22 protein-coding genes and 1 pseudogene are annotated in these 24,041 nt (G+C 58.1%); 11 read left to right on the top strand and 12 right to left on the bottom strand.

Annotation, left to right across the window (positions count from 1 at the left end):
• Positions 1–16: 16 nt before the first annotated feature.
• Both glyS and glyQ read right to left on the bottom strand, forming a co-directional pair.
• Positions 17–2,071, bottom strand: coding sequence for a glycine--tRNA ligase subunit beta (glyS, locus tag AC1ME2_RS13560; protein ID WP_480441839.1), 2,055 nt, complete (start codon positions 2,069–2,071; stop codon positions 17–19).
• On the bottom strand, positions 2,068–3,015 hold the full coding sequence (gene glyQ / locus AC1ME2_RS13555) for a glycine--tRNA ligase subunit alpha (protein WP_480441838.1): 948 nt from the start codon (positions 3,013–3,015) through the stop codon (positions 2,068–2,070). Before glyQ ends, glyS begins: the two co-directional genes overlap by 4 nt.
• A gap of 79 nt (positions 3,016–3,094) precedes the next feature.
• Between glyQ and AC1ME2_RS13550 the strand changes: the two genes are divergently transcribed.
• Entirely contained in the window at positions 3,095–3,646 is a 552-nt protein-coding gene (locus tag AC1ME2_RS13550) for a DNA-3-methyladenine glycosylase I (protein WP_480441836.1), read from the top strand.
• Between the two features lie 38 nt (positions 3,647–3,684).
• On the top strand, positions 3,685–4,572 hold the full coding sequence (locus AC1ME2_RS13545; RefSeq protein WP_480441835.1) for a lysophospholipid acyltransferase: 888 nt from the start codon (positions 3,685–3,687) through the stop codon (positions 4,570–4,572).
• A 50-nt stretch (positions 4,573–4,622) separates the two neighbouring features.
• On the opposite strand, the gene AC1ME2_RS13540 is transcribed toward AC1ME2_RS13545, so the two are convergent.
• From AC1ME2_RS13540 to def, 5 genes are all read right to left on the bottom strand, one after another.
• Positions 4,623–4,943: a tetratricopeptide repeat protein gene (locus tag AC1ME2_RS13540; RefSeq protein WP_480441833.1), complete on the bottom strand. Its 321-nt coding sequence runs from the start codon at positions 4,941–4,943 to the stop codon at positions 4,623–4,625.
• A 46-nt stretch (positions 4,944–4,989) separates the two neighbouring features.
• The gene (trkA, locus tag AC1ME2_RS13535) at positions 4,990–6,363 is read right to left on the bottom strand and encodes a Trk system potassium transporter TrkA (RefSeq protein WP_480441831.1); all 1,374 of its coding nucleotides are present in this window, start codon (positions 6,361–6,363) and stop codon (positions 4,990–4,992) included.
• A gap of 23 nt (positions 6,364–6,386) precedes the next feature.
• On the bottom strand, positions 6,387–7,706 hold the full coding sequence (gene rsmB, locus AC1ME2_RS13530) for a 16S rRNA (cytosine(967)-C(5))-methyltransferase RsmB (RefSeq protein WP_480441830.1): 1,320 nt from the start codon (positions 7,704–7,706) through the stop codon (positions 6,387–6,389).
• On the bottom strand, positions 7,703–8,677 hold the full coding sequence (fmt, locus tag AC1ME2_RS13525; protein WP_480441828.1) for a methionyl-tRNA formyltransferase: 975 nt from the start codon (positions 8,675–8,677) through the stop codon (positions 7,703–7,705). The genes rsmB and fmt overlap by 4 nt, the downstream gene beginning before the upstream one ends.
• Before the next feature lie 161 nt (positions 8,678–8,838).
• Positions 8,839–9,345 carry a peptide deformylase gene (gene def, locus AC1ME2_RS13520; RefSeq protein WP_480441826.1) on the bottom strand — a complete coding sequence of 169 codons (507 nt, stop codon included), beginning with the start codon at positions 9,343–9,345 and terminating at the stop codon, positions 8,839–8,841.
• A 141-nt stretch (positions 9,346–9,486) separates the two neighbouring features.
• Here def and AC1ME2_RS13515 point away from each other — a divergent pair, with 141 nt between their 5' ends.
• The 3 genes from AC1ME2_RS13515 (at position 9,487) to tsaC (ending at position 12,356) form a co-directional block, all read left to right on the top strand.
• On the top strand, positions 9,487–10,512 hold the full coding sequence (locus AC1ME2_RS13515) for a LysM peptidoglycan-binding domain-containing protein (protein ID WP_480441825.1): 1,026 nt from the start codon (positions 9,487–9,489) through the stop codon (positions 10,510–10,512).
• Positions 10,513–10,635: 123 nt separating this feature from the next.
• Positions 10,636–11,760 carry a DNA-processing protein DprA gene (dprA, locus tag AC1ME2_RS13510; RefSeq protein ID WP_480441824.1) on the top strand — a complete coding sequence of 375 codons (1,125 nt, stop codon included), beginning with the start codon at positions 10,636–10,638 and terminating at the stop codon, positions 11,758–11,760.
• A gap of 38 nt (positions 11,761–11,798) precedes the next feature.
• A complete protein-coding gene (gene tsaC, locus AC1ME2_RS13505; protein WP_480441822.1) occupies positions 11,799–12,356 on the top strand; it encodes an L-threonylcarbamoyladenylate synthase type 1 TsaC in 558 nt (185 codons plus the stop codon).
• Positions 12,357–12,366: 10 nt separating this feature from the next.
• Here tsaC and AC1ME2_RS13500 read toward each other — a convergent pair whose 3' ends face one another.
• Complete coding sequence (locus AC1ME2_RS13500; RefSeq protein ID WP_480441821.1) at positions 12,367–13,344, bottom strand: NADPH:quinone reductase; 978 nt, start codon at positions 13,342–13,344, stop codon at positions 12,367–12,369.
• Positions 13,345–13,526: 182 nt separating this feature from the next.
• Between AC1ME2_RS13500 and hemF the strand changes: the two genes are divergently transcribed.
• Positions 13,527–14,441 carry an oxygen-dependent coproporphyrinogen oxidase gene (gene hemF / locus AC1ME2_RS13495; RefSeq protein WP_480441820.1) on the top strand — a complete coding sequence of 305 codons (915 nt, stop codon included), beginning with the start codon at positions 13,527–13,529 and terminating at the stop codon, positions 14,439–14,441.
• A 123-nt stretch (positions 14,442–14,564) separates the two neighbouring features.
• Positions 14,565–15,389, top strand: coding sequence for a shikimate dehydrogenase (gene aroE, locus AC1ME2_RS13490; protein ID WP_480441819.1), 825 nt, complete (start codon positions 14,565–14,567; stop codon positions 15,387–15,389).
• Between the two features lie 24 nt (positions 15,390–15,413).
• Here the strand turns inward: aroE and AC1ME2_RS13485 are convergent, their stop codons facing one another.
• The 3 genes from AC1ME2_RS13485 to betC all read right to left on the bottom strand — a co-directional run bounded on the left by AC1ME2_RS13485 (position 15,414) and on the right by betC (position 19,633).
• Positions 15,414–16,982 carry a SulP family inorganic anion transporter gene (locus AC1ME2_RS13485; protein WP_480441817.1) on the bottom strand — a complete coding sequence of 523 codons (1,569 nt, stop codon included), beginning with the start codon at positions 16,980–16,982 and terminating at the stop codon, positions 15,414–15,416.
• Positions 16,983–17,170: 188 nt separating this feature from the next.
• The gene (gene choX / locus AC1ME2_RS13480) at positions 17,171–18,091 is read right to left on the bottom strand and encodes a choline ABC transporter substrate-binding protein (protein WP_480441816.1); all 921 of its coding nucleotides are present in this window, start codon (positions 18,089–18,091) and stop codon (positions 17,171–17,173) included.
• Positions 18,092–18,127: 36 nt separating this feature from the next.
• On the bottom strand, positions 18,128–19,633 hold the full coding sequence (betC, locus tag AC1ME2_RS13475) for a choline-sulfatase (RefSeq protein WP_480441814.1): 1,506 nt from the start codon (positions 19,631–19,633) through the stop codon (positions 18,128–18,130).
• Between the two features lie 114 nt (positions 19,634–19,747).
• On the opposite strand from betC, the gene AC1ME2_RS13470 reads away from it, so the two are divergent.
• The 4 genes and pseudogenes from AC1ME2_RS13470 to AC1ME2_RS13455 all read left to right on the top strand — a co-directional run.
• Entirely contained in the window at positions 19,748–20,698 is a 951-nt protein-coding gene (locus AC1ME2_RS13470; protein WP_480441812.1) for a choline sulfate utilization transcriptional regulator, read from the top strand.
• A 457-nt stretch (positions 20,699–21,155) separates the two neighbouring features.
• On the top strand, positions 21,156–21,890 hold the full coding sequence (locus tag AC1ME2_RS13465; RefSeq protein WP_480441810.1) for a hypothetical protein: 735 nt from the start codon (positions 21,156–21,158) through the stop codon (positions 21,888–21,890).
• Entirely contained in the window at positions 21,880–22,800 is a 921-nt protein-coding gene (locus AC1ME2_RS13460) for a hypothetical protein (RefSeq protein WP_480441809.1), read from the top strand. The genes AC1ME2_RS13465 and AC1ME2_RS13460 overlap by 11 nt, the downstream gene beginning before the upstream one ends.
• 283 nt (positions 22,801–23,083) lie before the next feature.
• Positions 23,084–23,182: pseudogene (locus AC1ME2_RS13455) on the top strand (choline sulfate utilization transcriptional regulator); the annotation flags it as partial.
• Positions 23,183–23,296: 114 nt separating this feature from the next.
• On the opposite strand, the gene AC1ME2_RS13450 reads toward AC1ME2_RS13455, so the two are convergent.
• A complete protein-coding gene (locus tag AC1ME2_RS13450; protein WP_480441808.1) occupies positions 23,297–23,950 on the bottom strand; it encodes an NAD(P)-dependent oxidoreductase in 654 nt (217 codons plus the stop codon).
• Between the last annotated feature and the right edge of the window lie 91 nt (positions 23,951–24,041).

The following is a 24,041-nucleotide window of genomic DNA, read 5'->3' as shown; positions in this document are numbered from 1 at the left end:
CCTCGCTCCTTCAACATCATCCCAGCAGCGAAATGTCGGCAACGCCCAGGAACAAGCCACGCAAGCGAGCCAGCAGTGCATAACGGTTGGCACGCACGCTGGCGTCTTCAGCATTGACCATCACCGCTTCGAAGAACGCATCGACCGGCTCACGCAATGCAGCCAAGCGTGCCAGTGCTTCATTGTACTGACGCGTTGCCGCCATTGGCTGTACCGCCTGATCCGCTTGCTGGATCGCCGAGTACAGCGAGAACTCGTTGGCGTTGTCGAAGTACTTGGGTTCGACAGTGGCGGAGATCCCGCCCTGCGCTTTGCTCAACAGGTTCGATACACGCTTGTTCACTGCCGCCAGCGCCGATGCTTCCGGCAGCTTGCGGAAGGCCTGAACTGCTTGAACCCGTTGATCGAAATCGAGCGCGGAAGCGGGTTTCAGCGCCCGTACCGACAGGTAGGTGGCGACATCGACACCTTCGTCTTCATAGCGCGCACGCAGGCGGTCGAAGATGAATTCCAGCACTTGCTCGGCCAGGCCTGCAGGTTTGATCTTCGCGCCGAATTGCGTCACAGCGAAGGTCACGGTCTGCACCAGATCGAGGTCCAGCTTCTTGTCGATCAGGATCCGCAGCACGCCCAATGCAGCGCGACGCAGTGCATACGGGTCTTTACTGCCGGTGGGCAACATACCGATGCCGAAGATGCCGACCAGCGTATCAAGCTTGTCGGCGATGGCTACCGCAGCACCGGTCAGCGTGCCTGGCAGTTCGGCGCCAGCGCCACGTGGCATGTATTGCTCGTTCAGTGCCCGTGCGACGTCTTCAGGCTCGCCATCGGCCACGGCGTAGTAATAACCGGCAATACCCTGCATTTCCGGGAATTCGCCGACCATTTCGGTCGCCAGGTCGCATTTGGACAGCAGCCCTGCACGCGCTGCACGCTGAGCGTCACCACCGATGCGTGGCGCGATGAAGGCCGCCAGTTTCGATACGCGTTCGGCTTTATCGAAAACACTGCCCAACTGGGCCTGGAACACTACGTTTTGCAGGCGCAGGTTGAAGGTTTCCAGCTTCTGCTTCTTGTCCTGCTTGAAGAAGAACTCGGCGTCGGTCAACCGTGGACGAACCACTTTTTCGTTGCCGGAAACGATCTGTGCCGGGTCTTTGCTTTCGATGTTGGCCACAGTAATGAAGCGTGGCAGCAACTTACCGTCGGCATCCAGCAGGCAGAAATACTTCTGGTTGTCCTGCATGGTGATGATCAGTGCTTCTTGCGGCACGTCGAGGAAGCGTTCTTCAAACGAGCACACCAGCGGTACCGGCCATTCGACCAGCGCGGTCACTTCGTCGAGTAGGCTCGGCGGCACTATCGCAGTGCCTTCGTGCAACGTTGCCAACTCGGCGACACGTTTGCTGATCAGCTCACGACGCTCGGCGAAGTCAGCCAATACATGGGCGTCGCGCAGGTCTTGCAAGTAGTTGGCCGGTGCGGTGATGCGCACGCTTTCCGGGTGATGGAAGCGGTGACCACGGGAATCACGGCCTGCGCTCTGAGCGAGGATGGTGCAGTCGACCACTTGATCGCCGAACAGCATCACCAGCCATTGGGTTGGACGCACGAACTCTTCTTTGCGCGCACCCCAGCGCATGCGCTTGGGGATCGGCAGGTCGTTCAACGAGTCCTCAACGATGGTCGGCAACAGGCTCATCGTCGGCTTGCCAACGATGTTCTGACTGAACCGCAACTTTGGTCCGCTCTGATCTATTTCGCTCAACTCGACGCCGCACTTCTTGGCGAAACCCAGCGCAGCTTGAGTCGGATTGCCGTCAGCATCGAAAGCGGCCTGACGCGGCGGACCGTCGAGGTTCACGCTACGATCCGCTTGTTGCGTCGCCAATTGCGTGATCAGTACGGCCAGACGGCGCGGCGCGGCATAGACCTGCTTGGCGCTGTAGCTGAGACCGGCGGCTTGCAAGCCTTTTTCGATGCCCGCGAGGAACGCGTCACCCAGGGTGCCAAGGGCTTTGGGTGGCAGTTCTTCGGTGCCCAATTCAACCAGGAAATCTTGAGCACTCATTGTGCAGCCTCCAGCTTAGCCAACACTTCATCACGTAGATCGGGGGGTGCCATCGGGAAGCCAAGCTTGGCTCGGGCTTGCAGATAGCTCTGCGCTACCGAACGGGCCAACGTTCGTACACGCAGGATGTACTGCTGACGTGCGGTGACCGAGATCGCCCGACGCGCATCCAGCAGGTTGAAGGTGTGCGAGGCCTTGAGGACCATTTCATAGCTCGGCAATGGCAGCTCGAGCTCGATCAGGCGACTGGCTTCGCTTTCATAGAAATCAAACAGTTCAAACAGTTTTTCGACGTTGGCGTGTTCGAAGTTGTACGTCGATTGCTCGACTTCGTTCTGGTGGAATACGTCGCCGTAGGTCACTTTGCCGAACGGGCCGTCGGTCCAGACCAGGTCGTACACCGAATCCACGCCTTGCAGGTACATGGCCAGGCGTTCCAGGCCGTAGGTGATTTCACCGGTCACCGGGTAGCACTCAATGCCGCCTGCTTGCTGGAAGTAGGTGAACTGAGTGACTTCCATGCCGTTGAGCCAGACTTCCCAGCCCAGACCCCAGGCGCCAAGTGTTGGCGATTCCCAGTTGTCTTCGACGAAACGAATGTCATGCACGAGCGGGTCGAGGCCGACGTGCTTCAGGGAGCCGAGGTACAGCTCCTGGAAGTTGTCCGGGTTCGGCTTCAACACCACCTGGAATTGGTAGTAGTGCTGCAAACGGTTTGGGTTTTCGCCGTAGCGGCCATCAGTCGGGCGTCGGCTGGGCTGCACATAAGCGGCGTTCCAGGTTTCCGGGCCGATGGCGCGCAGAAACGTAGCGGTGTGGAAAGTGCCGGCGCCGACTTCCATATCGTAGGGCTGAAGCACCACACAACCTTGTTCGGCCCAATATTGTTGAAGGGCGAGGATCAAGTCTTGGAAGGTACGCACGGCTGGCGTAGGCTGGCTCACGAAATTCACCTGTGCTGGGGATGCGATTTAAAGAGCAGGAGTATACCCGATTCGGCCGCACCTCCACCCTTGGAGCCTTATGCCACGCTGCTTTTGGTGCAACGAAGATCCGCTGTACATCGCTTATCACGATCAAGAGTGGGGGGTGCCGTTGCGCGATGCGCAGAAGCTCTTCGAGTTGTTATTGCTCGAAGGGTTCCAGGCCGGCCTTTCCTGGATCACGATTTTAAAGAAACGCGCGCGCTATCGTGAAGTGCTGTTCGGCTTCGATGTGCAGCGTGTGGCGCAAATGAGCGATGCTGAAATCGATGAGTTGATGCTCGACGCCGGCATCATTCGCAACCGCCTCAAACTCAATGCCGCACGGCGCAATGCCCAGGCCTGGCAGGCCCTGGAAGACCCGGTGGAATGGCTCTGGTCCTTTGTCGACGGGCAGCCGCTGATCAATCACTTCAAGGATCGCAGCCAGGTCCCGGCGGTCACCCCTGAAGCCGAAGCGATGAGCAAAGCCCTGAAAAAAGCAGGTTTTACGTTCGTCGGACCGACGATCTGCTACGCCTTTATGCAGGCCGCAGGCATGGTCATGGATCACACCCTCGAGTGTGATCGATACGCCGTCCTGAGCCGCTGATGGTTACAATGGCGGCCTTGCGAATTCAGGAGTGATCTGTGGATAAGTTCAAAGGCGCCCTTTTAGTCGGGCTTTTGCGGCTATTTGCCCTGTTGCCATGGCGAGTCGTGCAGTGGGTCGGTACGTCCATCGGCTGGCTGATGTGGAAATTGCCCAATCGCTCGCGCGAAATAGCGCGTATCAACCTGGCCAAATGTTTTCCCGAGCTGGACGCTGCCGAACGTGAGCGCCTGGTAGGCCGCAGTCTCATGGACATCGGCAAGACCTTCACCGAAAGCGCCTGCGCCTGGATCTGGCCTGCTCAGAAATCAATCGATCTGGTGCGTGAGGTCGAAGGGCTTGAGGTGCTGGAAGCCGCACTGGCCTCGGGTAAAGGCGTAGTCGGCATCACCAGCCACTTGGGTAACTGGGAAGTGCTTAACCACTTCTATTGCAGCCAGTGCAAACCGATCATTTTTTATCGGCCGCCGAAACTCAAGGCGGTGGACGATCTGCTGCGCAAACAGCGTGTGCAACTGGGCAATCGCGTGGCGGCCTCCACCAAAGAAGGCATCCTCAGCGTTATCAAGGAAGTGCGCAAAGGCGGTTCGGTGGGTATTCCGGCCGATCCAGAGCCCGCTGAGTCTGCAGGCGTGTTCGTGCCCTTCTGCGCCACACAAGCGCTGACCAGCAAATTCGTGCCCAACATGTTGGCCGGTGGCAAAGCGGTGGGGGTGTTCCTGCATGCCATCCGCCTGGCCGATGGTTCAGGTTACAAGGTGATCCTTGAAGCTGCGCCCGAGGCCATGTACAGCACCGATACGCAAACGTCGGCGGCGGCCATGAGTCAGGTGGTCGAGAAATACGTGCGGGCTTATCCCAGCCAATACATGTGGACAATGAAGCGTTTCAAAAAGCGTCCACAGGGTGAAACGCGCTGGTACTGAAGGTTGTCAGCTGTGGATAACTACTGCGCGTTAAGTTATCCACAGCTGCATTACGACTTGTTAGCCTGACGTTCCAGCTTCTTCAGGAACACCACCATTTCTTTTTCGGCCTGTTTGTCGCCATGCCCCTGCGCCGCCTGAACGCCCTGCTCCCAGGCAAGTTTTGCCGCCGCCACGTCACCTGACCCGAGAAGTGCCTTGCCCAGCAGCTTCCAGGCCGCTGAATACTTAGGGTCGAACGCAACGCAGCATTGCAGATGTTCGGCAGCCTTGGCGTAATCCGCCGCGTCCAGATAACCCTTGCCCAGACCGAAACGCAGCAATGAGTTATCCACACCCTTGGCGAGCATTTTTTCCAGCGATTCAATCATGGTGTTCTCCTGTACCGGGAGCGCCTTGTGGATAAGTAGCTGGTTGTCAGAAAAAGCTCAAGCCAACCTGGAACAACCGCTCGACGTCACGGATATATTTTTTATCCACAAGGAACAGAATCACATGGTCGCCAGATTCGATCACCGTGATGTCATGAGCGATCAGTACGTGTTCCGCGCGAATGATTGCGCCGATGGTGGTGCCCGGCGGCAGCGTGATGTCGCGGATGGCGCGACCGATGACCTTGCTCGACCTGGCATCACCATGGGCGACCGCCTCAATGGCTTCGGCTGCCCCACGGCGTAGTGAATGCACGCTGACAATGTCGCCACGGCGCACGTGAGTCAGCAACGTGCCGATGGTTGCCAGTTGCGGGCTGATCGCGATATCGATCTCGCCGCCCTGCACCAGGTCAACATACGCCGGGTTGTTGATGATGGTCATCACCTTGCGCGCGCCGAGACGTTTGGCCAGCAGCGAGGACATAATATTAGCCTCGTCATCGTTGGTCAGCGCCAGGAACAGATCGACATCGGCGATGTTTTCTTCCAACAGCAAATCCCGGTCCGACGCACTGCCCAGCAGGACCACGGTGTTATTCAGGGTTTCCGAGAGATAACGACAACGCGCCGGGTTCATCTCGATGATCTTGACCTGATAGCGACTTTCGATGGCTTCGGCCAGCCGCTCACCAATATGCCCGCCGCCCGCGATGACGATACGTTTGTAACTTTCATCCAGGCGGCGCATCTCGCTCATCACGGCGCGGATGTGCGTTTTGGCCGCAATAAAGAACACCTCGTCATCCACTTCAATGACGGTATCGCCTTGGGGGGATATCGGCCGGTCACGCCGGAAAATCGCGGCAATCCGGGTGTCGACATTGGGCATGTGCTCGCGCAACTGACGCAGCTGCTGACCGACCAACGGGCCACCGTAGTACGCCTTGACCGCCACCAACTGAGCCTTGCCATTGGCAAAGTCGATCACTTGCAGCGCGCCGGGGTACTCGATCAGGCGCTTGATGTAGTTGGTCACCACCTGTTCCGGGCTGATCAGCACGTCCACGGGGATCGCGTCGTTATTGAACAGACCGGCACGGGTCAGGTAGGCGGCTTCGCGCACGCGGGCGATTTTGGTTGGGGTCTTGAACAGGGTGTAAGCGACCTGACAGGCGATCATGTTGGTCTCGTCGCTGTTGGTCACCGCCACCAGCATGTCAGCATCATCGGCGCCGGCCTGGCGCAACACTGTGGGGAACGAGCCGCGGCCTTGAACGGTGCGGATATCAAGGCGATCCCCCAGACCGCGCAAGCGATCGGCATCGGTGTCGACCACGGTGATGTCATTGGCTTCCCCGGCCAAATGTTCAGCCAGCGTACCGCCAACCTGCCCTGCGCCGAGGATGATGATTTTCATCCGGTTGCTCCTTGGGTTTAGCGTTACACAGCGGCGATCTTGATCAGCTTGGCATAGTAGAAGCCATCGTGACCGCCTTCCTGGGCCAGCAGCTGGCGACCGTGCGGTTGTTTCAGGCCGGGCGGTTGTTGCCCGAGCTGACCGGCGATGTCCAGTTCCCGTGCGCCAGGTGTTCGAGTCATGAACGCCTCGATCACGTCGGTGTTTTCCATCGGCAGCGTCGAGCACGTTGCGTACAGCAGGATGCCGCCGACTTCCAGCGTAGGCCATAGCGCATCGAGCAATTCACCCTGGAGCGCGGCGAGCGCTGGAATATCGTCAGCCTGACGGGTGAGCTTGATATCCGGGTGACGACGGATCACGCCCGTGGCCGAACACGGGGCATCCAGCAGGATGCGTTGGAACGGTTTGCCGTCCCACCACTGAGCTGTGTCACGGGCATCGGCAGCGATCAGCTCGGCGCTGAGGCCCAGGCGGTCCAGGTTTTCCCGCACGCGGACCAGACGTTTGGCCTCCAGATCCACCGCGACCACGCCCGCCAGCAGCGGTTGTACTTCCAGCAGATGGCAGGTCTTGCCGCCGGGGGCGCAGCACGCGTCAAGTACGCGTTGGCCGGGGACCAATTCCAGCAGGTCGGCAGCCAGTTGCGCGGCTTCGTCCTGCACGCTGATCCAGCCTTCGGCGAAACCGGGCAGGGTGCGGACATCGCACGGTTCGTTCAGCACAATACCGTCCTGGCTGAAGACGCAGGGGCGGGCTTCGATCCCGATGTTTTGCAGCATTTGCAGGTACGTATCACGGCCGTGGTGACGGCGATTGACCCGTAAAATCATCGGCGGATGAGCATTGTTGGCGGCGCAAATGGCTTCCCACTGCGCTGGCCAATAAGCTTTCAAGGCTTTTTGCAGCCAGCGCGGGTGTGCAGTACGGACCACCGGGTCGTGTTCCAGCTCGGCCAGCAAGGCTTCGCTGTCCCGTTGCGCGCTGCGCAGTACGGCATTGAGCAACGCTTTGGCCCACGGCTTTTTCAGTTTATCGGCGCAACCCACGGTTTCACCGATGGCGGCGTGGGCCGGTATGCGGGTGTAGAGCAACTGATAGAGGCCGACCAACAACAACGCCTCGACATCGGCATCGACGCTTTTGAAGGGCTTTTGCAGGAGCTTTGCCGCCAGTGCGGACAGCCGTGGCTGCCAGCGGGCGGTGCCAAAGGCCAGGTCTTGAGTCAAACCACGATCTCGGGCGTCGACTTTGTCCAACTGAGTGGGCAGCGAACTGTTCAGCGAGGCTTTGCCATTGAGGACGGCGGCCAAAGCCTTGGCGGCGGCTAGACGCGGGTTCATTGGCCGTGCACCGTCTGGTCGGGCGCAATAGCACCCAGCACCGTACCGACAGCGAATTTCTCACGACGGCTGTTGAACAGGTCAGCGAAGTTCAGTGCTTTGCCGCCTGGCAATTGCAGGCGGGTCAGGCGCAAGGCCTGTTGCCCACAGGCGACAATCAAGCCGTCCTTGCTGGCGCTGAGAATTTCACCCGGCGCGCCCTGCCCCTCATCGAGGCTGGCGGCCAGCACTTTCAGTGCTTCGCCATTGAGCGTGCTGTGGCAGATTGGCCAAGGATTGAACGCACGCACCAGACGCTCCAGCTCAATGGCCGGGCGACTCCAGTCGATGCGCGCCTCGTCCTTGTTCAGCTTATGGGCATAGGTCGCCAGGGTGTCGTCCTGGACTTCACCCTGCAACGTGCCGCTGACCAGCCCGGCGATGGCTTGAAGTACCGCAGGCGGGCCCAGCTCGGCGAGCCGGTCATGCAGGCTGCCACCGGTGTCTGCGGCAGTGATTGGGGTCGTGACTTTGAGCAGCATTGGCCCGGTGTCCAGGCCTGCTTCCATACGCATTACGGTCACGCCACTTTCGGCATCACCGGCCTCTATCGCACGCTGAATCGGTGCGGCACCGCGCCAGCGCGGCAGCAGCGAGGCGTGGCTGTTGATGCAGCCCAGGCGCGGGATGTCGAGCACCACTTGCGGCAGGATCAGGCCGTAGGCGACCACCACCAGCACGTCGGGCTTGAGCGCGGCCAGTTCAGCTTGAGCGTCCGCATCACGCAGGGTTGGCGGTTGCAATACGGCAATACCGTGCTGTTCAGCCAGCTGTTTGACCGGGCTAGGCATGAGCTTTTGTCCACGGCCAGCCGGGCGATCAGGCTGGGTGTAGACCGCAATCACTTGATAGGGGCTGGCGAGCAAAGCCTTGAGGTGTTCGGCGGCAAACTCTGGGGTGCCGGCGAAGACGATGCGCAGTGGCTCAGTCATGGGCTTCTCGATAAAGGGGGGAAATGCGTACCTGTAGGAACTGCCGGAGGCTGCGATCGCCCCGGGGTCGCGTCCGACCGAAGCGGTCGTAATGGCTGATATCGCTGAAGGCCGTGCCGGCCTTATCGCAGCCTTCGGCAGCTCCTACAGTTTGAGTCGGATCAAGCGTTCTGTTTATGCAGCTTTTCCAGCTTCTTCTTGATCCGGTCGCGCTTGAGGCTGGACAGGTAATCGACGAACAATTTGCCGTTCAGGTGGTCGCACTCGTGCTGGATACACACCGCCAGCAAACCCTCCGCGATCAGCTCGTACGGCTGACCGTCGCGGCCCAGGGCGTTGACCCTGATCTTTTGCGGACGGTCGACGTTCTCATAGAAGCCTGGCACCGAGAGGCAGCCTTCTTGATACTGGTCCACCTCATCGGTCAGGATTTCGAGCGTGGGGTTGATGAGCACCCGTGGATCGCTGCGATCTTCGCTCAGGTCCATGACCACGACGCGCTTGTGTATGTTGACCTGGGTGGCAGCCAAGCCAATGCCTGGCGCTTCGTACATGGTTTCAAACATGTCGTCGACCAACTGGCGAATACCGTCGTCTACCACGGCCACAGGTTTGGCGATGGTACGCAGGCGCGAATCGGGAAATTCGAGGATGTTTAAAATAGCCATATACGTTAGAGCTGCACTTGTAGGGTAAAGTCCAAAATCGGCTGCTAGGCTTCGTCAGTCAAAGTTAGCAACCTTGCAAAACCTGAGCCTTGTGGGCTCTTAGTGTTTCACGCGAAGCCATATGATAAAGGGATTCACCGCATGAGGAAATCACTACTCGCCCTGCTGCTGTTGGCCTCTACCGGCCTTTGTCAGGCGCAAGTGCAACTCAGGGAAGGACATCCACAGAATTACACCGTCGTTCAAGGCGACACGCTTTGGGGGATTTCCGGCAAATTTCTACGTGAACCATGGAAATGGAAGGAGATCTGGAAGGCTAATCCGCAAATTGCCAACCCTGATCTGATCTACCCAGGCGACTCATTGTCCCTGGTGTATGTCGATGGTCAGCCGCAGGTGGTGCTCAATCGTGGCGTATCACGCGGCACTATCAAGCTGTCGCCCCGGGTCCGCACCACGCCGATGGCCGATGCGATCCCCAGTATTCCGCTGGGAGCGATCAACAGTTTTCTGCTCAACAACCGCATCATGGATGACGCCGCCGACTTTCAGAACGCACCCTACATCGTCGCAGGCAATGCTGAACGCGTGCTCAGTGGCATGGGTGACCGGATTTATGCGCGAGGCACATTCGACCCTGTGCACACGGCCTATAACATCTTCCGTCAGGGCAAAACCTACACGGACCCTGTGACGGGAACGTTTCTCGGGGTTAACGCTGACGACATTGGCGGCGGTGAAATCGTTGCTCACGAAGGTGATGTAGGAACCATGACACTGCAGCGTTCGACCCAGGAAGTGCGTCTGGGCGACCGGTTATTCATCAGTGAAGAACGGCCGATCAACTCAACCTTTTTTCCCAGCGCGCCTCAAAGCAAGATTGAAGGCCTGATCATTGATGTGCCGCGAGGGGTGACCCAGATTGGTGAGATGGACGTGGTGACGCTGGATCGAGGCAAACGTGATGGGCTGGCCGAGGGCAACGTGCTGGCTATTTACAAGACCGGCGAAACAGTCCGCGACCAAGTAACGGGTGAGAACGTAAAAATCCCGGATGAGCGCTCGGGGTTGCTGATGATTTTTCGCACTTATGAAAAGCTCAGCTATGGTTTGGTACTCAATGCCTCGCGTTCTTTGACGGTCATGGACAAGGTGCGAAACCCGTAGAGCTATGTATCGGAACAGGGTCATGTTTTGTCCACCGGACATGACCTGTTCCAAATAGTTACTAACAGAGTTATCCACAGGTTGTTCATGCCGCTGACGGGCGCTACAGATCAAGGAAGATCTATGCCGCTGTTTGATACTGCTGTTTCCTCACCTGCCGAACTCGAAGCGCGCCTGCGCGTGCATCGTCTACCCGAGGTCGGGCCAAAACGCTTTCATAAGCTGATCAATGCCTTTGGTTCTGCGTCGGCCGCGCTTAGCGCACCGGCCAGTGCCTGGCGTGCTTTGGGCTTGCCAAGCGCCAGCGCCGAAGCCCGGCGCAGCCCACACGTCCGCGATGGCGCCAGTGCCGCGCTGGCCTGGCTGGAGCGTCCCGGCCAGCATTTACTGATGTGGGATGATCCCACCTACCCTGCACTGCTGGCTGAAATTGCCGATGCACCGCCGTTGCTGTTTGTGGCCGGTGACCCGAGCATTCTCGAGCGTCCGCAGTTAGGAATGGTCGGCAGCCGACGCGCTTCCAAGCCTGGATTGGACACCGCCACAGCGTTTGCCCGAAGTTTGGCCAGCGCCGGTTTTGTTATCACCAGCGGCCTCGCATTGGGCATTGATGGTGCCGCGCACCAAGGTGCTTTGGACGTTGGCGGCCAGACAATCGGCGTCTTGGGCACGGGCATCGAAAATTTTTATCCACAGCGCCATCGTCAGCTTGCGGCCACCATGAGTGCCCAGGGCAGCGCCGTCGTTTCCGAGTTTCCCCTGGACGCCGGGCCGCAGGCGAGCAACTTCCCGAGACGCAATCGAATCATCAGCGGCCTGTCCCTGGGTGTGCTGGTGGTCGAGGCCAGCGTTGCCAGCGGTTCGTTGATCACAGCACGCCTGGCAGCGGAACAGGGCCGTGAGGTGTACGCGATTCCCGGCTCCATTCATCACCCTGGCGCACGCGGGTGCCATCAACTGATTCGCGACGGTGCGGTGCTGGTTGAAACCATCGAACACATTCTTGAAGCCCTGCGCGGTTGGCAGAACGTAGCCAGCCCTGCGACGGCCTCTGTGGCACCGGTACCGGCAACACCTGCTGCCAGCCATCCCCTGCTGGATTTACTGCATGCGGCGCCGCACACCAGCGAAGGGTTGGCACTCTCCAGCGGCTGGCCGTTGCCCAAAGTGTTGGCGGCGCTGACCGAGCTGGAGCTGGATGGGCGCATAAGCAGTGAGGCAGGACGGTGGTTTGGCCGTGCTCGCTAAGGTTAAACTGCTCGCAGCGGTTACCCGGGGAGAGAACGATGGTCAACAGTTGGCGTGTGCAGCAAGCCGCACGAGAGATTCGAGCCGGTGCGGTGATTGCCTACCCAACCGAGGCGGTATGGGGGCTGGGTTGCGATCCATGGAATGAAGAGGCGGTGTATCGGTTGTTGGCGATCAAATCCCGGCCTGTGGACAAAGGCCTGATTCTGGTGGCCGACACCATTCGCCAGTTCGACTTTCTTCTTGAGGACTTCCCCGAAATCTGGATCGATCGCATGGCCAGCACCTGGCCCGGCCCCAATACCTGGCTGGTGCCGCATCAGAATCTGCTGCCCGAATGGATCACCGGCATCCACGACACCGTGGCACTGCGCGTCAGCGATCACCCGCAGGTGCGTGAGTTATGTTCGTTGGTCGGACCGCTGATCTCGACGTCAGCCAACCCGCTCGGGCGTCCGGCTGCCCGGACGCGTATTCGGGTTGAGCAATATTTTCGTGGGGAAATCGACTGGGTGCTTGGCGGCCTGCTGGGCGGGCGCAAGCACCCCAGTCTGATCCGTGACTTGGTAACTGGCGAGATCGTTCGCCCGGGCTAGGTTTTTGGGCTTATGGGATCAGAATCGTTGAGCCTGTGGTGCGCCGGGCGCTGAGTTCGGTTTGCGCCTTGGCTGCGTCTTTCAGGGCGTAGCGCTGGACATCACCCACCTTGATCTTGCCGCTGGTCAGCATCGCGAACAACTCGTCGGCCATGGTTTGCAGGTTTTCGGCAGTGTTGGCGTAAGTACCCAGTGTCGGGCGAGTGACGTACAAAGAGCCTTTCTGCGCGAGGATCCCCAGATTGACCCCGGCCACCGGCCCTGACGCGTTGCCAAAGCTGACCAACAACCCGCGTGGCGCTACGCAATCGAGTGAAGTCAGCCACGTGTCTTGCCCCACGCCGTCGTACACCACCGGGCATTTCTTGCCATCGGTCAGTGCAAGAACCCGCTTGGCCACGTCTTCCTTGCTGTAATCGATGGTTTCCCAAGCACCGAGTGCCTTGGCATGAGCGGCTTTTTCCGGCGAACTGACGGTACCGATCAGCTTCGCACCCAGTGCCTTGGCCCATTGGCAGGCCAGCGAACCCACACCGCCGGCGGCTGCATGGAACAGCACCGTTTCACCACTCTTCAGCGCATACGTCTGACGCAACAGATACTGCACGGTCAGGCCCTTGAGCATGACGGCCGCAGCGTCTTCGAAGCTGATCGATTCCGGCAACTTCACCAGGTTGGCGGCAGGAAGCACGTGCACGTCACTGTAGGCGCCCAGCGGACCGGTGCCATACGCCACGCGATCACCGACCTTGAACAGGCTGACCTCGCTGCCGACCGCTTCGACCACGCCCGCGCCCTCAGCGCCCAGGCCCGACGGCATGGATGGCGCCGGGTACAGCCCGCTACGGAAGTAAGTGTCGATGAAATTGAGGCCAATCGCCTTGTTGCGCAGACGCACCTGCTGTGGGCCCGGTTCGGCAGGTTCGAAGTCTACATACTCAAGGACTTCGGGGCCGCCCACGGTGCTGAATTGGATACGCTTTGCCATCTGTTCATCTCCGATGATGAGTGGAAACAAAAAATACGGAAAAAGACTACTACGAAAAGAGCTATCGGGCTCTTTCCCTTGATCCTCGTCAACTGCGGCGGCCATAACGCCGGTGGTATGCTACGCGCCAATTTGCCACCCCCCGTAACCCCAGTGGCTCAGTAATGTTTCAAGGTGACCCGATGACTACCCGCACCGAGGCCGTTAAAGCCTACCTGCTTGACCTGCAAGACCGGATTTGCAACGCGCTGGAAGGCGAAGATGGCAGCGCTCGCTTCATCGAAGACGCCTGGAGTCGCCCGGCTGGCGGTGGCGGACGCACCCGAGTCATCGAGAATGGCGGCGTGATCGAAAAAGGTGGGGTCAACTTCTCCCATGTGTTCGGCAGCGGCCTGCCGCCTTCGGCCAGCGCCCATCGGCCTGAGCTTGCCGGGCGTGGTTTTGAGGCGCTGGGTGTGTCGTTGGTGATTCATCCGCACAACCCGCATGTACCGACTTCACACGCCAATGTGCGGTTTTTCATCGCCGAAAAAGAAGGCGAGGAGCCCGTTTGGTGGTTCGGCGGCGGTTTCGACCTGACGCCTTATTACGGTGTAGAAGAAGACTGCGTGCATTGGCACCGTGTTGCCGAGCAGGCCTGTGCGCCGTTTGGCGCCGATGTTTATCCGCGCTACAAGGCCTGGTGCGACACCTACTTCCACATCAAGCATCGCAATGAGCCACGCGGCATTGGCGGCTTGTTTTTCGATGACCTGAACGAGTGGGACTTCGACACCAGCTTCGCCTTCGTGCGCGCCATTGGTGATGCATACATCGAGGCTTACCTGCCCATCATCCAGCGGCGCAAGGCTGCCGCTTACACGGCACAACAGCGCGAGTTTCAGGAATTCCGTCGCGGCCGCTACGTCGAGTTCAATCTGGTGTATGACCGTGGCACACTGTTCGGCCTGCAATCGGGTGGGCGTACCGAATCGATCCTCATGTCACTGCCACCGCACGTGCGTTGGGGTTACGACTGGAAAGCCGAACCGGGCACCGAAGAAGCCCGTCTGACCGAGTATTTTTTGCAGGATCGTGATTGGTTGGCGCAGGCCTGATACCGGGTCAAACGCTTCGCAGGCAAGCCTGCTCCCACAGTTGTTCTGCATACCCCTGTGGGAGCAGGCTTGCAACTACGCGTCCCGCTGCGAAGGCACAACAAAAAGAATCAGGAACCCGCAATGGACCACTACGTCGTTTTCGGTAACCCCATCGGCCACAGCAAATCGCCGCTGATCCATCGCCTGTTCGCCGAACAGACCGGTCAGCAGCTCGATTACAGCACCCTGCTGGCGCCGCTGGAGGATTTCATCGGCTGCGCCCAGGCGTTCTTTGAGCAAGGGCTGGGTGCCAACATCACCGTGCCCTTCAAGGAACAGGCCTTTCGTTTGGCCGACAGCCTGACCGAGCGCGCACAACGTGCGGGTGCCGTGAACACGTTGCGCAAGGGGACCGATGGCCGTCTGTTGGGCGATAACACCGATGGTGCCGGGCTGGTGCGGGATCTGACGGTGAATGCCGGGTTCAGCCTGCTGGGCAAGCGCATCCTGCTACTCGGCGCAGGTGGCGCAGTGCGTGGCGCACTGGAACCGTTGTTGGCTGAAAAACCGCTCGCCCTGGTGATCGCCAATCGCACCGTGGAAAAAGCCGAGTTGCTGGCCCATCAATTCGCCGACCTGGGCCCCGTGTCCGCCGCCGGCTTCAGTTGGCTGGCAGAGCCGGTAGACCTGATCATCAATGCCACTTCCGCCAGCCTTGCCGGTGAACTGCCGCCGATTTCGCCAAGCCTGATCCAGCCTGGCCACACCGTTTGCTACGACATGATGTACGGCAAAGAGCCGACGCCATTCTGCCGTTGGGCCACTGAGCACGGCGCCGCCCAAGTACTGGACGGTCTGGGTATGCTCGCCGAACAGGCTGCTGAAGCGTTCTATCTGTGGCGCGGCGTTCGCCCGGATACGGCGCCCGTGTTGGCTGAGTTACGACGGCAGCTGGCCAGCGCCTGAGGTGTGGGCGCTCGCCCCCCACCCCTAATCCTCGAACAGGATTGGGCATTTCTCTGGCCCTTCCAGTTTAAGCAGCTCCTCGACCACTTGGGGCCGGGCGCGCCTGAGCGTCAGGCTGTGGCCTTGCGCGCGCAGGCGGCGGGCTTCCTGGTGGAGCATTTCAACGCCTGAATAGTCGATGAAGTTAATGTGTTGTGCATCGATCACTACGCGCGGTCCCTTGCTGCGTTGCAGAATGACTTGCAGGTAATGACTGGCGCCAAAGAAAATCGAGCCGCCGACGCGCAGAATGTCATCGTCGCCATCGCGCCACTGCTGAACCCGTGGTTGTGAGGTGCGTTTGAGGTAGAAGAACAGCGACGCCAGCACGCCCGCATAAATGGCTGTTTGCAACTCCAGCAACAGCGTTGCCAGGCAGGTCAGCGCCATCACCAGAAACTCCGGATGGCTGACGCGGAACAACGAGCGAATGCCGCGACGGTCAATCAACCCCCAACTGATCAGCAAGATCGACGCGGCCATGCTCGGGATCGGGATATGGGCGATCAACGACGCCCCAATCATGGCGAACAGCGCCACCCACAGCGCCGAAAACACCCCGGCCAGCGGCGAGTGGGCGCCCGCTTCATAGTTCAGCGCCGCACGGGTAAACGAACCGGCTGACAAATAGCCCGAAAACAACGCGCCGATCATGTTGGAGAGACCTTGGGCGCGAAGTTCCTGGTTAGCGTTGAGCAATTGTTGCGAGCGTGCGGACAACGAGCGGGCAATCGACAAGCTGGTGACCAACCCGAGCATGCCCACCGCCACCGCGCTGGGCAGGAGTTTCAGCACCAATTCCAGATCCAGCGGCAATGCACTGAACGGCGGTAGATGCCCAACGAAGGCGCTGACCAATTTAACGTGGCCGAACATCGAGGGCCATAGCCAGACCAACGAGCTCCCGGCCACCAAGGTGATCAACAGCGTCGGCAAACGGGGCACCAGGTATTTCAGGGCTGCGCCCAGGGCAAGGGTGACGGCACCTAGAATCAACGATGCAGGATCGATTTCGCCTCGATGTTCGAGCAGCGCCATCAGGCTCTTGAACGCCGTGGCCTGGCCGCCCACATCGAGGCCGAGAAAATTCGGCAATTGCCCCAACGCAATCACCACAGCGGCGCCCAAGGTAAAGCCCAGCACCACTGAATGCGAAACGAAGTTCACGACCGCGCCGAAGCGCACCAACCCCAGCAGCCATTGAAAGATCCCGGCGAGAAAGGTCAGCAGCAGAATCAGGGTGATGTAGTCCTGACTGGCCGGCACGGCCATCGGGCTGATGCTGGCATACAGCACGATGGATATCGCCGCGGTGGGCCCGCAGATCAAATGCCACGATGAGCCCCACAGAGAGGCGATCAGCACCGGGACGATGGCCGCGTACAGACCGTATTCAGGCGGTAACCCTGCGATCAGGGCGTAAGCAATGGATTGTGGCAGCGCCAGAATCGCCCCGCTCAGCCCAACTATTGCATCACGACCGACGCTGGCGCGGGTCTGCCGTGGGAGCCATTCGAGGAACGGCAAGAATTTGTGGCGATTGAGCCAACCCATGAATCTCTCGGTAGTTTTGTAGAGGGGTAAGGGTGAGGTTTCAGTGGTTTTGGTGCAAGGCCAATGGCTCTAGATTAACCAGGCTGCCCTCTTCGCAGCGGGACGCGTAGTTGCAAGCCTGCTCCCACAGAATGTGTGCATACCGCTAATCCTGTGGGAGCAGGCTTGCCTGCGATGCTTCTCAACCCTTACAGCGTGGCTTTTACGGCCGGCAGAGCCGCTTTCTCGTCGATGGTTTTCACCCCGTCGAGCCATTTATCCAGCACCGCCGGGTTAGCCTTGATCCATGCCTTGGCCGCTTCGGTGTTGGTAATTTTTTTGTTCACCACCTCGGACATGATGCTGTTTTCCATTTCCTGCGTGAAGCTCAGGTTGGTCAGTAGCTTGCCAACGTTCGGGCAGGCCTGGCTGTAGCCTTTGCGGGTCAGGGTATAAACGCTGCCCGTGTCACCGAAATAAGCCTCGCCACCTTTGAGGTAGTGCATTTTCAACTGCACGTTCATGGGGTGCGGGGTCCAGCCGAGGAACACCACGAAGCTTTGTTTCTTCACGTTGCGCCCGACTTCAGCCAGCATCGCTTGTTCGCTGGACTCGACCAGTTTCCACTGGCCCAGGTCGAACTCGTTCTTTTTGATGATCGATTGCAGCGACAGGTTAGCTGGTGCGCCAGAACCGATGCCGTAGATCTTCTTGCCGAACTTGTCGGCGAATTTGCTCAGGTCGGCAAAGGTATGCACACCCGCGTCCCAGACATAGTCCGGCACGGCGAGGGTGAACTCGGTCCCGTCCAGGTTCTTGGCGAATTGGGTGACATCGCCATTGGCCATGAACTTGTCGTAAAAGCCCTGCTGAGCGGGCATCCAGTTGCCGAGGAAAACATCCACCTGGCCATCCTTGAGCCCACCGTATGCAATCGGTACCGCCAGCGTGTCGACCTTGGGCTTGTAGCCCATGCCTTCCAGCAAGACACCGGTAATGGCATTGGTCGCGGCGATATCGCTCCAGCCTGGATCAGCCATCTTCACCGTGCTGCAACTCTGCTCGGCATAAGCGGAAACGCTGCCAAGTGCCATGAAACCGACCGCAAGTGTTGTGGATAACTTCATCATGAGTGTGCCCCTTTGGTTTTTTTAGTCTTGGCAGGGTTAGGGTTGTGGATAACGCGCTTTGCGTTCCAGATCATCGAGGTCGATGTGGTTGCGCATGTATTGCTGACTGGCGTCTACCAGCGGCTGGTGATCCCAGCTCTTCAGCTTGCCGATGGCCAGCGACTGCGCGACAAAACGCCGCCGACGCTGGCTGGCGAGCACCTGGTGGTGTATCGCCGGTATATCCCACTTGGCCCGTGCTTCGGCCAGAAAGTCAGTGAACAGTTGCTGATGAGCGGGTGACTGGCTCAATTCTTCGCGTTCTTGCGGGTCATTGTTCACATCGAACAGCAGGCACGGGTCCTGCTCCGAATAGATGAATTTATAGGCGCCACGTCGAATCATCATCAACGGGCTGGTCGTGCCTTCGGCCATATACTCGCCAAACACTTCGTCGTGCCCAGGTTCGCCCCGCAAATGCGGTAGCAGTGAACGACCGTCTAACGGTAAGCCGGCTTCCAGCTCACCCTCGGCCAGCGCAACAAAGGTCGGCAGTAAATCGGCGGTGGACACCGCAGCGCTGACCCGCCCCGCCTTGAACTGCCCCGGAGCGTAGACCAGCATCGGCACACGGGCCGACATCTCGAACCAGTGCATTTTGTACCAGAGGCCGCGCTCGCCCAGCATGTCGCCGTGATCGCCCGAAAACACGATGATGGTGTCGTCGGCCAGGCCGGTGTCTTCGAGGGTTTGCAGCAACTTGCCGACGTTGCTGTCGATGTAGCTGCACGCCCCGAAATAGGCGCGGCGCGCATCGCGAATCTTATCCACAGGTAACGGTTTGTCCCACAGGTCGTAGACCTTGAGCAGGCGTTGCGAATGCGGGTCTTGCCCGGCTTGATCGGCATGGGGACGCGGCAGCGGAATATCTTCGTCGCGGTACATGTCCCAGAAGGGTTTCGGGATGGTGTACGGGTCATGAGGGTGAGTCATGGACACGGTCAGGCAGAATGGCTGATCACCCTCTTCGCGGATGTGATCGAACAGGTATTGCTGGGCCTTGAACACCACCTCTTCGTCGAAATCCAGCTGATTGGTGCGCACGCAAGGGCCGGCTTGCAACACCGACGCCATGTTGTGATACCAACTGGGCCGCACATCCGGCTCGTCCCAATTCACGGCCCAACCGTAATCGGCGGGGTAAATGTCACTGGTCAGGCGTTCTTCGTAGCCGTGCAATTGGTCCGGGCCGCAAAAGTGCATCTTGCCGGACAGGGCGGTCTTGTAGCCGAGACGGCGCAGGTAATGGGCATACGTCGGTACATCAGCAGGGAAATCGGCCGCATTGTCGTAGGCGCCGATCTTGCTCGGCAGTTGGCCGCTGACCAGGGTGAAACGCGATGGCGCGCACAGCGGACTGTTGCAATAGGCGGCATCGAACACCACGCCTTCGGCGGCGAGGCGGCTGAGATTGGGCATTTTGATAGGAGATGAAGCGTAAAACGGCAACATCGGCGCGGCCATTTGATCGGCCATGATGAAAAGAATGTTCTTGCGCTTCATGTATTCGCGGCATTCCATAGTGGATATTTATGCGAGAGTGCTGCGCTTGAGGATGAGACCCATAGGTTCTGTGGTAAAGCCCATGCAAAACAATACCTAGGATAAGGCCAGCTTATGTATGACGCTCTTGGTGATCTTTCACTGGATTTGCTGCGTACTTTTGAGTCTGCGGCGAGACAGCACAGCTTTACGGCTGCAGCCGTCGAGTTGGGCACCACGCAGCCTGCGGTCAGCCAGCAAATAAAACGTCTGGAAGAACAGCTTGCTACACGGTTGTTCGACCGGATCTACCGGGGCATCGAGCTGACCGAGGCGGGCGAGGTGCTGTTCGGTTATGTGCAAGCAGGGTTGCAGTCCATCGAGGGCGGACTCAATGCCGTCACCGCCCAGCGCCAACATGAGGTACTGCAGGTCGCCACCGATTTTGCCTTCGCTGCCTATTGGCTAATGCCTCGCCTGCATCGGTTTCACGAGGCCAACCCGGATGTGGACGTCAGCCTGGTCACCAGTGAGCGCAGTTACAACATGCTGCGCGCCGATGTCGATGTCGCAGTGCTGTTCGGTGACGGGCGTTTCAAGCAGGGTGAAAGCCGTTGGTTGTTCAGCGAAGAAGTGTTTCCGGTGTGCAGCCCGCAATTGCTCGCCGGCCGCCCGCGGCCCTTGCCTGTTGAAGCGCTGCTGGAGCTTCCGCTCCTGCATTTGCGCGGCGAAAGCAGCAGCAACTGGTTCAACTGGAGCGGCGTGTTCCGTGCGCTGAATATTCACCAGGCACCCGCGCCCGGTCAGTTGCGCTTCGACAATTACACCCTGCTGATCCAGGCGGCCATTGCCGGTCAAGGCGTCGCCATCGGTTGGCGGCATCTGGTCGATGCGCTGTTGGACCAAGGGCTGCTGTGTCGCCCCATCGCCGCCACTGCCATTTCGGCTTATGGTTATTACGTCGTCCTGCCGCAGCGCAAGCGGCGGGTGCAACTGGTGCAGCAGTTCGTCGACTGGTTGGCGACCGAACAGGCGCAGAGCGGGGATTTACTCGCAGGCAGGCCGCTGCCGTCGATTGCGGTTTAAACACCTCTTCCTTTCGAGAAAGCACGCAATCCAACTGTAGGAGCGGACTTGCTCGCGATCGACTGCAAAGCAGTCGTAAACCGTCAAACGTTACTCCTCCAGCTGGACTTTAGTGCTGCAATATAGGACCGCATCGCGATCCATCGCGAGCAAGTCCGCTCCTACATTTCCGATATTTAGGCCAGCTGTAGATGAGCAACGAAAAATCCTACAACTAAGTCAGAAGATGTAGGGGTTGTTTTGGAATGATAAATATATTTACCTGATAGCATATGTTGAGCAGCACGGGCAGCTTGTGCGAACAGAGAGTATTGAACGTTTATTAAATTGAAAAAAGTAAGGGGTGGTATACCTAAGTGGCAAATCGGTAAGTGACAGTTAACGTTTTATAGAACTAAAATAACTGCGACTACTGCGGGGCGATAGGCGTAGTTTAGAAAATCGAGTGGAAGTAAAAATGAAAGGTTTTGCAGTTATGGTAACTATCTGTACTCTGTTGCTTGCTTGGTATGTTGTAATTCCTACTTTGGAACTTCTCGATAAATTTAGCTTAACTCCTAAGGTTAACCCGGCGCCAGTGTGCGGTCGATTATCAGGTGCCGTAATTGAGGTTCCCAGCCAGTATTTATTTTTTTGGGCAGAGTACGAAGGGAAGAGTTCTTGGGAAATTGGATTTACGGAGAATAAAAAAGGATGTGATGCGAATTTGGTATCACTTACTTTAGATATGCTTTGGCCATCCATGAAACCTTATCCCAAGCTAGAGTATGGGCCAGATAGAACTCACGGGCACGTGACCGTTCATCTCGGGAGCGCCGATAGAATATATTTCAAATGGTACTTGAGTCATTTGCTCTCAGGTGAAAAATCACTTTCTCGGAATGCGAAAGAATTTGATAAGGTTTTGAATCTCCACTATGTACTAAATACGAGATTGCATGAAGCCTCTGAAAGTAAGAATGTATATTGGGCAAAAGAGGATGGAGAAATTTCTACGATAATAGAATGCACCACATTCGATACAGTAGGCGTATATGGATGTGAGCAAACTTGGTTTCTCTCCCAATACAAAGCATCAGTTAGGCTGTCTTATGCCACAGATTTTTTGACGCACTGGGCAGCCATGCAAATAGATGTAAATAATTTTATTGTGTCACATTTTAAAAATAAGGAAGTTAAGTATGCCGAATAAAATGAGCAACGTGAGTGCCAACGAGATTCTTTTGAGAGAGGGGGGACCTTGGCTAGCGTATATGTCTCTCACAAGTAGTGGGTACAATTATGCAAAACTTGCCGGCGGAGTCGCGGATAAAAATTCTCTAGCGGGAGCCGCTGCGGTGGGTTTTATGCAGGCTACCGCAAATAGAATGGGCACACCGTTGAGTGATGCTCAGGTCGACGATATTTTGTATAAAATGTGTAGTGAGTACCTTGCCGCTTTACTAAGTCAATGTCGCACTAGTCATTACATTACCAGAGATGTAAATCACGAAGAAGCCTGGGGTTTTCATAACCGTGTTTTTCGTCAAGCTGGTCTTGGTGAAGACGCCTGGACCTTAAACTCGGTATTTAAAGTAATTGAAAATCCCGCAGACCGTGAAGCCTATTGGCAACAAGCGCTGGCTGCAGCGGGCGACACATCGGCGGAACTATCACTTTCGGCTCGGACTTATGCCATTATGCGTAAAGCCTATTACACCGGGAGCGCAGAGCAACAGATGTATGCGAAAGGATGGCTCGATCGAATTGAGAGCCTCGAAACTGCGACGGAAGTCGTTCAAGTCGGCAGCCAAATGATTAATAGCAGTGTGGACGAGTTGTTCAAGGGAATGTCTCTGAGGTTGTCTGGGGCAGAAGCGCCCGCACCTGCATTGGTTCCATCTCCCACTCCAACTCCCGCCATTGCAGTGACACCTGCTCCGCCTCAGCCGCTTCCGCCTGCACCGCCAATTCCAGCACCCCCAGTCAGCAATAGGCGCCGTGGTTCTGGAGGGCGAGGACGTCCATCCTCTACTACCCGGCTAGGTCATCCCGATAGCGGGCATCATGGCGGTGGCCGCAGTGGTTCTGGTGGAGGTCACCGGTTAACAATTCTTCCCTAATCGGATAATTGATGTGCGGCGCGCAGGTTGCGCTGCACATCGGGTAATACGGCTGACAAATCTTACCGTAGCACTCACTCAGACGACCGTCCGATGAGAGCCTTCATAATCCAAATGACCGCTTTTTTGACGGCCTGCGATTAAGCTAACCAAACCTCGGCCGATAGCGCTATGCGAACAGATTTTGCTGGTGCCACAAAAACAATCCTCCAGCCGACTGATTTAAAAAACACTGTGCCTAGAGGATACAATGAATAAATGGTTTGCGAACATCAGCGTCAATATGAAACTGGTGCAGCAGTTCGTCGACTGGTTGGCGACCGAACAGGCCCAGAGCGGGGATTTACTGACGGGCAGGCCATTGCCGTCGATTGCGGTGTGATCGCAAAGCCCCTGTGGGCGCAACCGGGACGCGCAGTCTTGTTGGCGAAGGGTTAGACGCGGTGTGCCTGAAACACCGCTTCGCGAATAAATTCGCTCCTACAGTGTGACTGATTCAGAACACAAAATTCACATGCTCGCGAATATGCAGATTCAGGCGCAGTTCATCGGCGATGCCCGCCGCTACTCGCTCCATTCGCTGCAACGGCTCGGCGAGACCCGGTTCCAGGGTGTCGCTGATCTGATTGAAGTGCTCGATGCTCAGTCCGAGCGCGCTTTGTGGTGTGTTGACCAAGGTCCAGTCCAGTTCGCTGCTGTGCAATAACTCGACGATTTTCTCGGCTGCACTTCGCTGTTGTACGTCCATTTCAGATGCCTCATCGAGCACCGCAAAATCGCCGACCAACACCAGCCGCTTGATGCCCATGCGCTGCATGCCGGCAATCAAGGTTTGAGTCGCCATGACCTGATCGACAGGTGCCGGGCTGGCATCGGGTCGCGAGGCGTCACTGCCGACTGGCAATACACGGGCATTCAGTAGGCAAGCCACCGCCGAGCAACCGGCCACGCTTTGGCTGACCCGCTCGGCGTCGAACAGGTTGCCGACTTTGGTTCGCAGACCAGGACGCGACGCCAAGGCGTTAAGATCGTCGAGAATGGCGATGACCTCGTGCTGACGACGTAGGAGTTCTGCCATCAAGGCGCTGCCCAAACTGCTGATGGCGCCGTACAGAACCAGCTTCAGAACCGGAGTTTCGGCAATCTTCATGGCAAATAATCCTTGTCTGTGGATAACCTCACTCTACAGTTCTGTCCTGTTTTTTCCAGCGGCGGTTCGCGACCGCGCAGGCGTTTTCCGG

It is taken from the genome of Pseudomonas sp. ASL9 (assembly GCF_056680335.1).
This window is presented reverse-complemented; position numbering and strand designations above follow the sequence as displayed.

Bases quoted from the DNA above. Each gene is read 5' to 3' on its own strand.
- tsaC (WP_480441822.1), top strand. From the start codon at position 11,799: ATGGTCAACAGTTGGCGTGTGCAGCAAGCCGCACGAGAGATTCGAGCC.
- AC1ME2_RS13540 (WP_480441833.1), bottom strand. From the start codon at position 4,943: ATGATTGAATCGCTGGAAAAAATGCTCGCCAAGGGTGTGGATAACTCA.
- AC1ME2_RS13485 (WP_480441817.1), bottom strand. From the start codon at position 16,982: ATGGGTTGGCTCAATCGCCACAAATTCTTGCCGTTCCTCGAATGGCTC.
- AC1ME2_RS13450 (WP_480441808.1), bottom strand. From the start codon at position 23,950: ATGAAGATTGCCGAAACTCCGGTTCTGAAGCTGGTTCTGTACGGCGCC.
- rsmB (WP_480441830.1), bottom strand. From the start codon at position 7,706: ATGAACCCGCGTCTAGCCGCCGCCAAGGCTTTGGCCGCCGTCCTCAAT.
- aroE (WP_480441819.1), top strand. From the start codon at position 14,565: ATGGACCACTACGTCGTTTTCGGTAACCCCATCGGCCACAGCAAATCG.
- AC1ME2_RS13500 (WP_480441821.1), bottom strand. From the start codon at position 13,344: ATGGCAAAGCGTATCCAATTCAGCACCGTGGGCGGCCCCGAAGTCCTT.
- dprA (WP_480441824.1), top strand. From the start codon at position 10,636: ATGCCGCTGTTTGATACTGCTGTTTCCTCACCTGCCGAACTCGAAGCG.
- choX (WP_480441816.1), bottom strand. From the start codon at position 18,091: ATGATGAAGTTATCCACAACACTTGCGGTCGGTTTCATGGCACTTGGC.
- hemF (WP_480441820.1), top strand. From the start codon at position 13,527: ATGACTACCCGCACCGAGGCCGTTAAAGCCTACCTGCTTGACCTGCAA.
- AC1ME2_RS13550 (WP_480441836.1), top strand. From the start codon at position 3,095: ATGCCACGCTGCTTTTGGTGCAACGAAGATCCGCTGTACATCGCTTAT.
- trkA (WP_480441831.1), bottom strand. From the start codon at position 6,363: ATGAAAATCATCATCCTCGGCGCAGGGCAGGTTGGCGGTACGCTGGCT.
- AC1ME2_RS13470 (WP_480441812.1), top strand. From the start codon at position 19,748: ATGTATGACGCTCTTGGTGATCTTTCACTGGATTTGCTGCGTACTTTT.
- fmt (WP_480441828.1), bottom strand. From the start codon at position 8,677: ATGACTGAGCCACTGCGCATCGTCTTCGCCGGCACCCCAGAGTTTGCC.
- AC1ME2_RS13515 (WP_480441825.1), top strand. From the start codon at position 9,487: ATGAGGAAATCACTACTCGCCCTGCTGCTGTTGGCCTCTACCGGCCTT.
- def (WP_480441826.1), bottom strand. From the start codon at position 9,345: ATGGCTATTTTAAACATCCTCGAATTTCCCGATTCGCGCCTGCGTACC.
- AC1ME2_RS13460 (WP_480441809.1), top strand. From the start codon at position 21,880: ATGCCGAATAAAATGAGCAACGTGAGTGCCAACGAGATTCTTTTGAGA.
- AC1ME2_RS13465 (WP_480441810.1), top strand. From the start codon at position 21,156: ATGAAAGGTTTTGCAGTTATGGTAACTATCTGTACTCTGTTGCTTGCT.
- betC (WP_480441814.1), bottom strand. From the start codon at position 19,633: ATGAAGCGCAAGAACATTCTTTTCATCATGGCCGATCAAATGGCCGCG.
- glyS (WP_480441839.1), bottom strand. From the start codon at position 2,071: ATGAGTGCTCAAGATTTCCTGGTTGAATTGGGCACCGAAGAACTGCCA.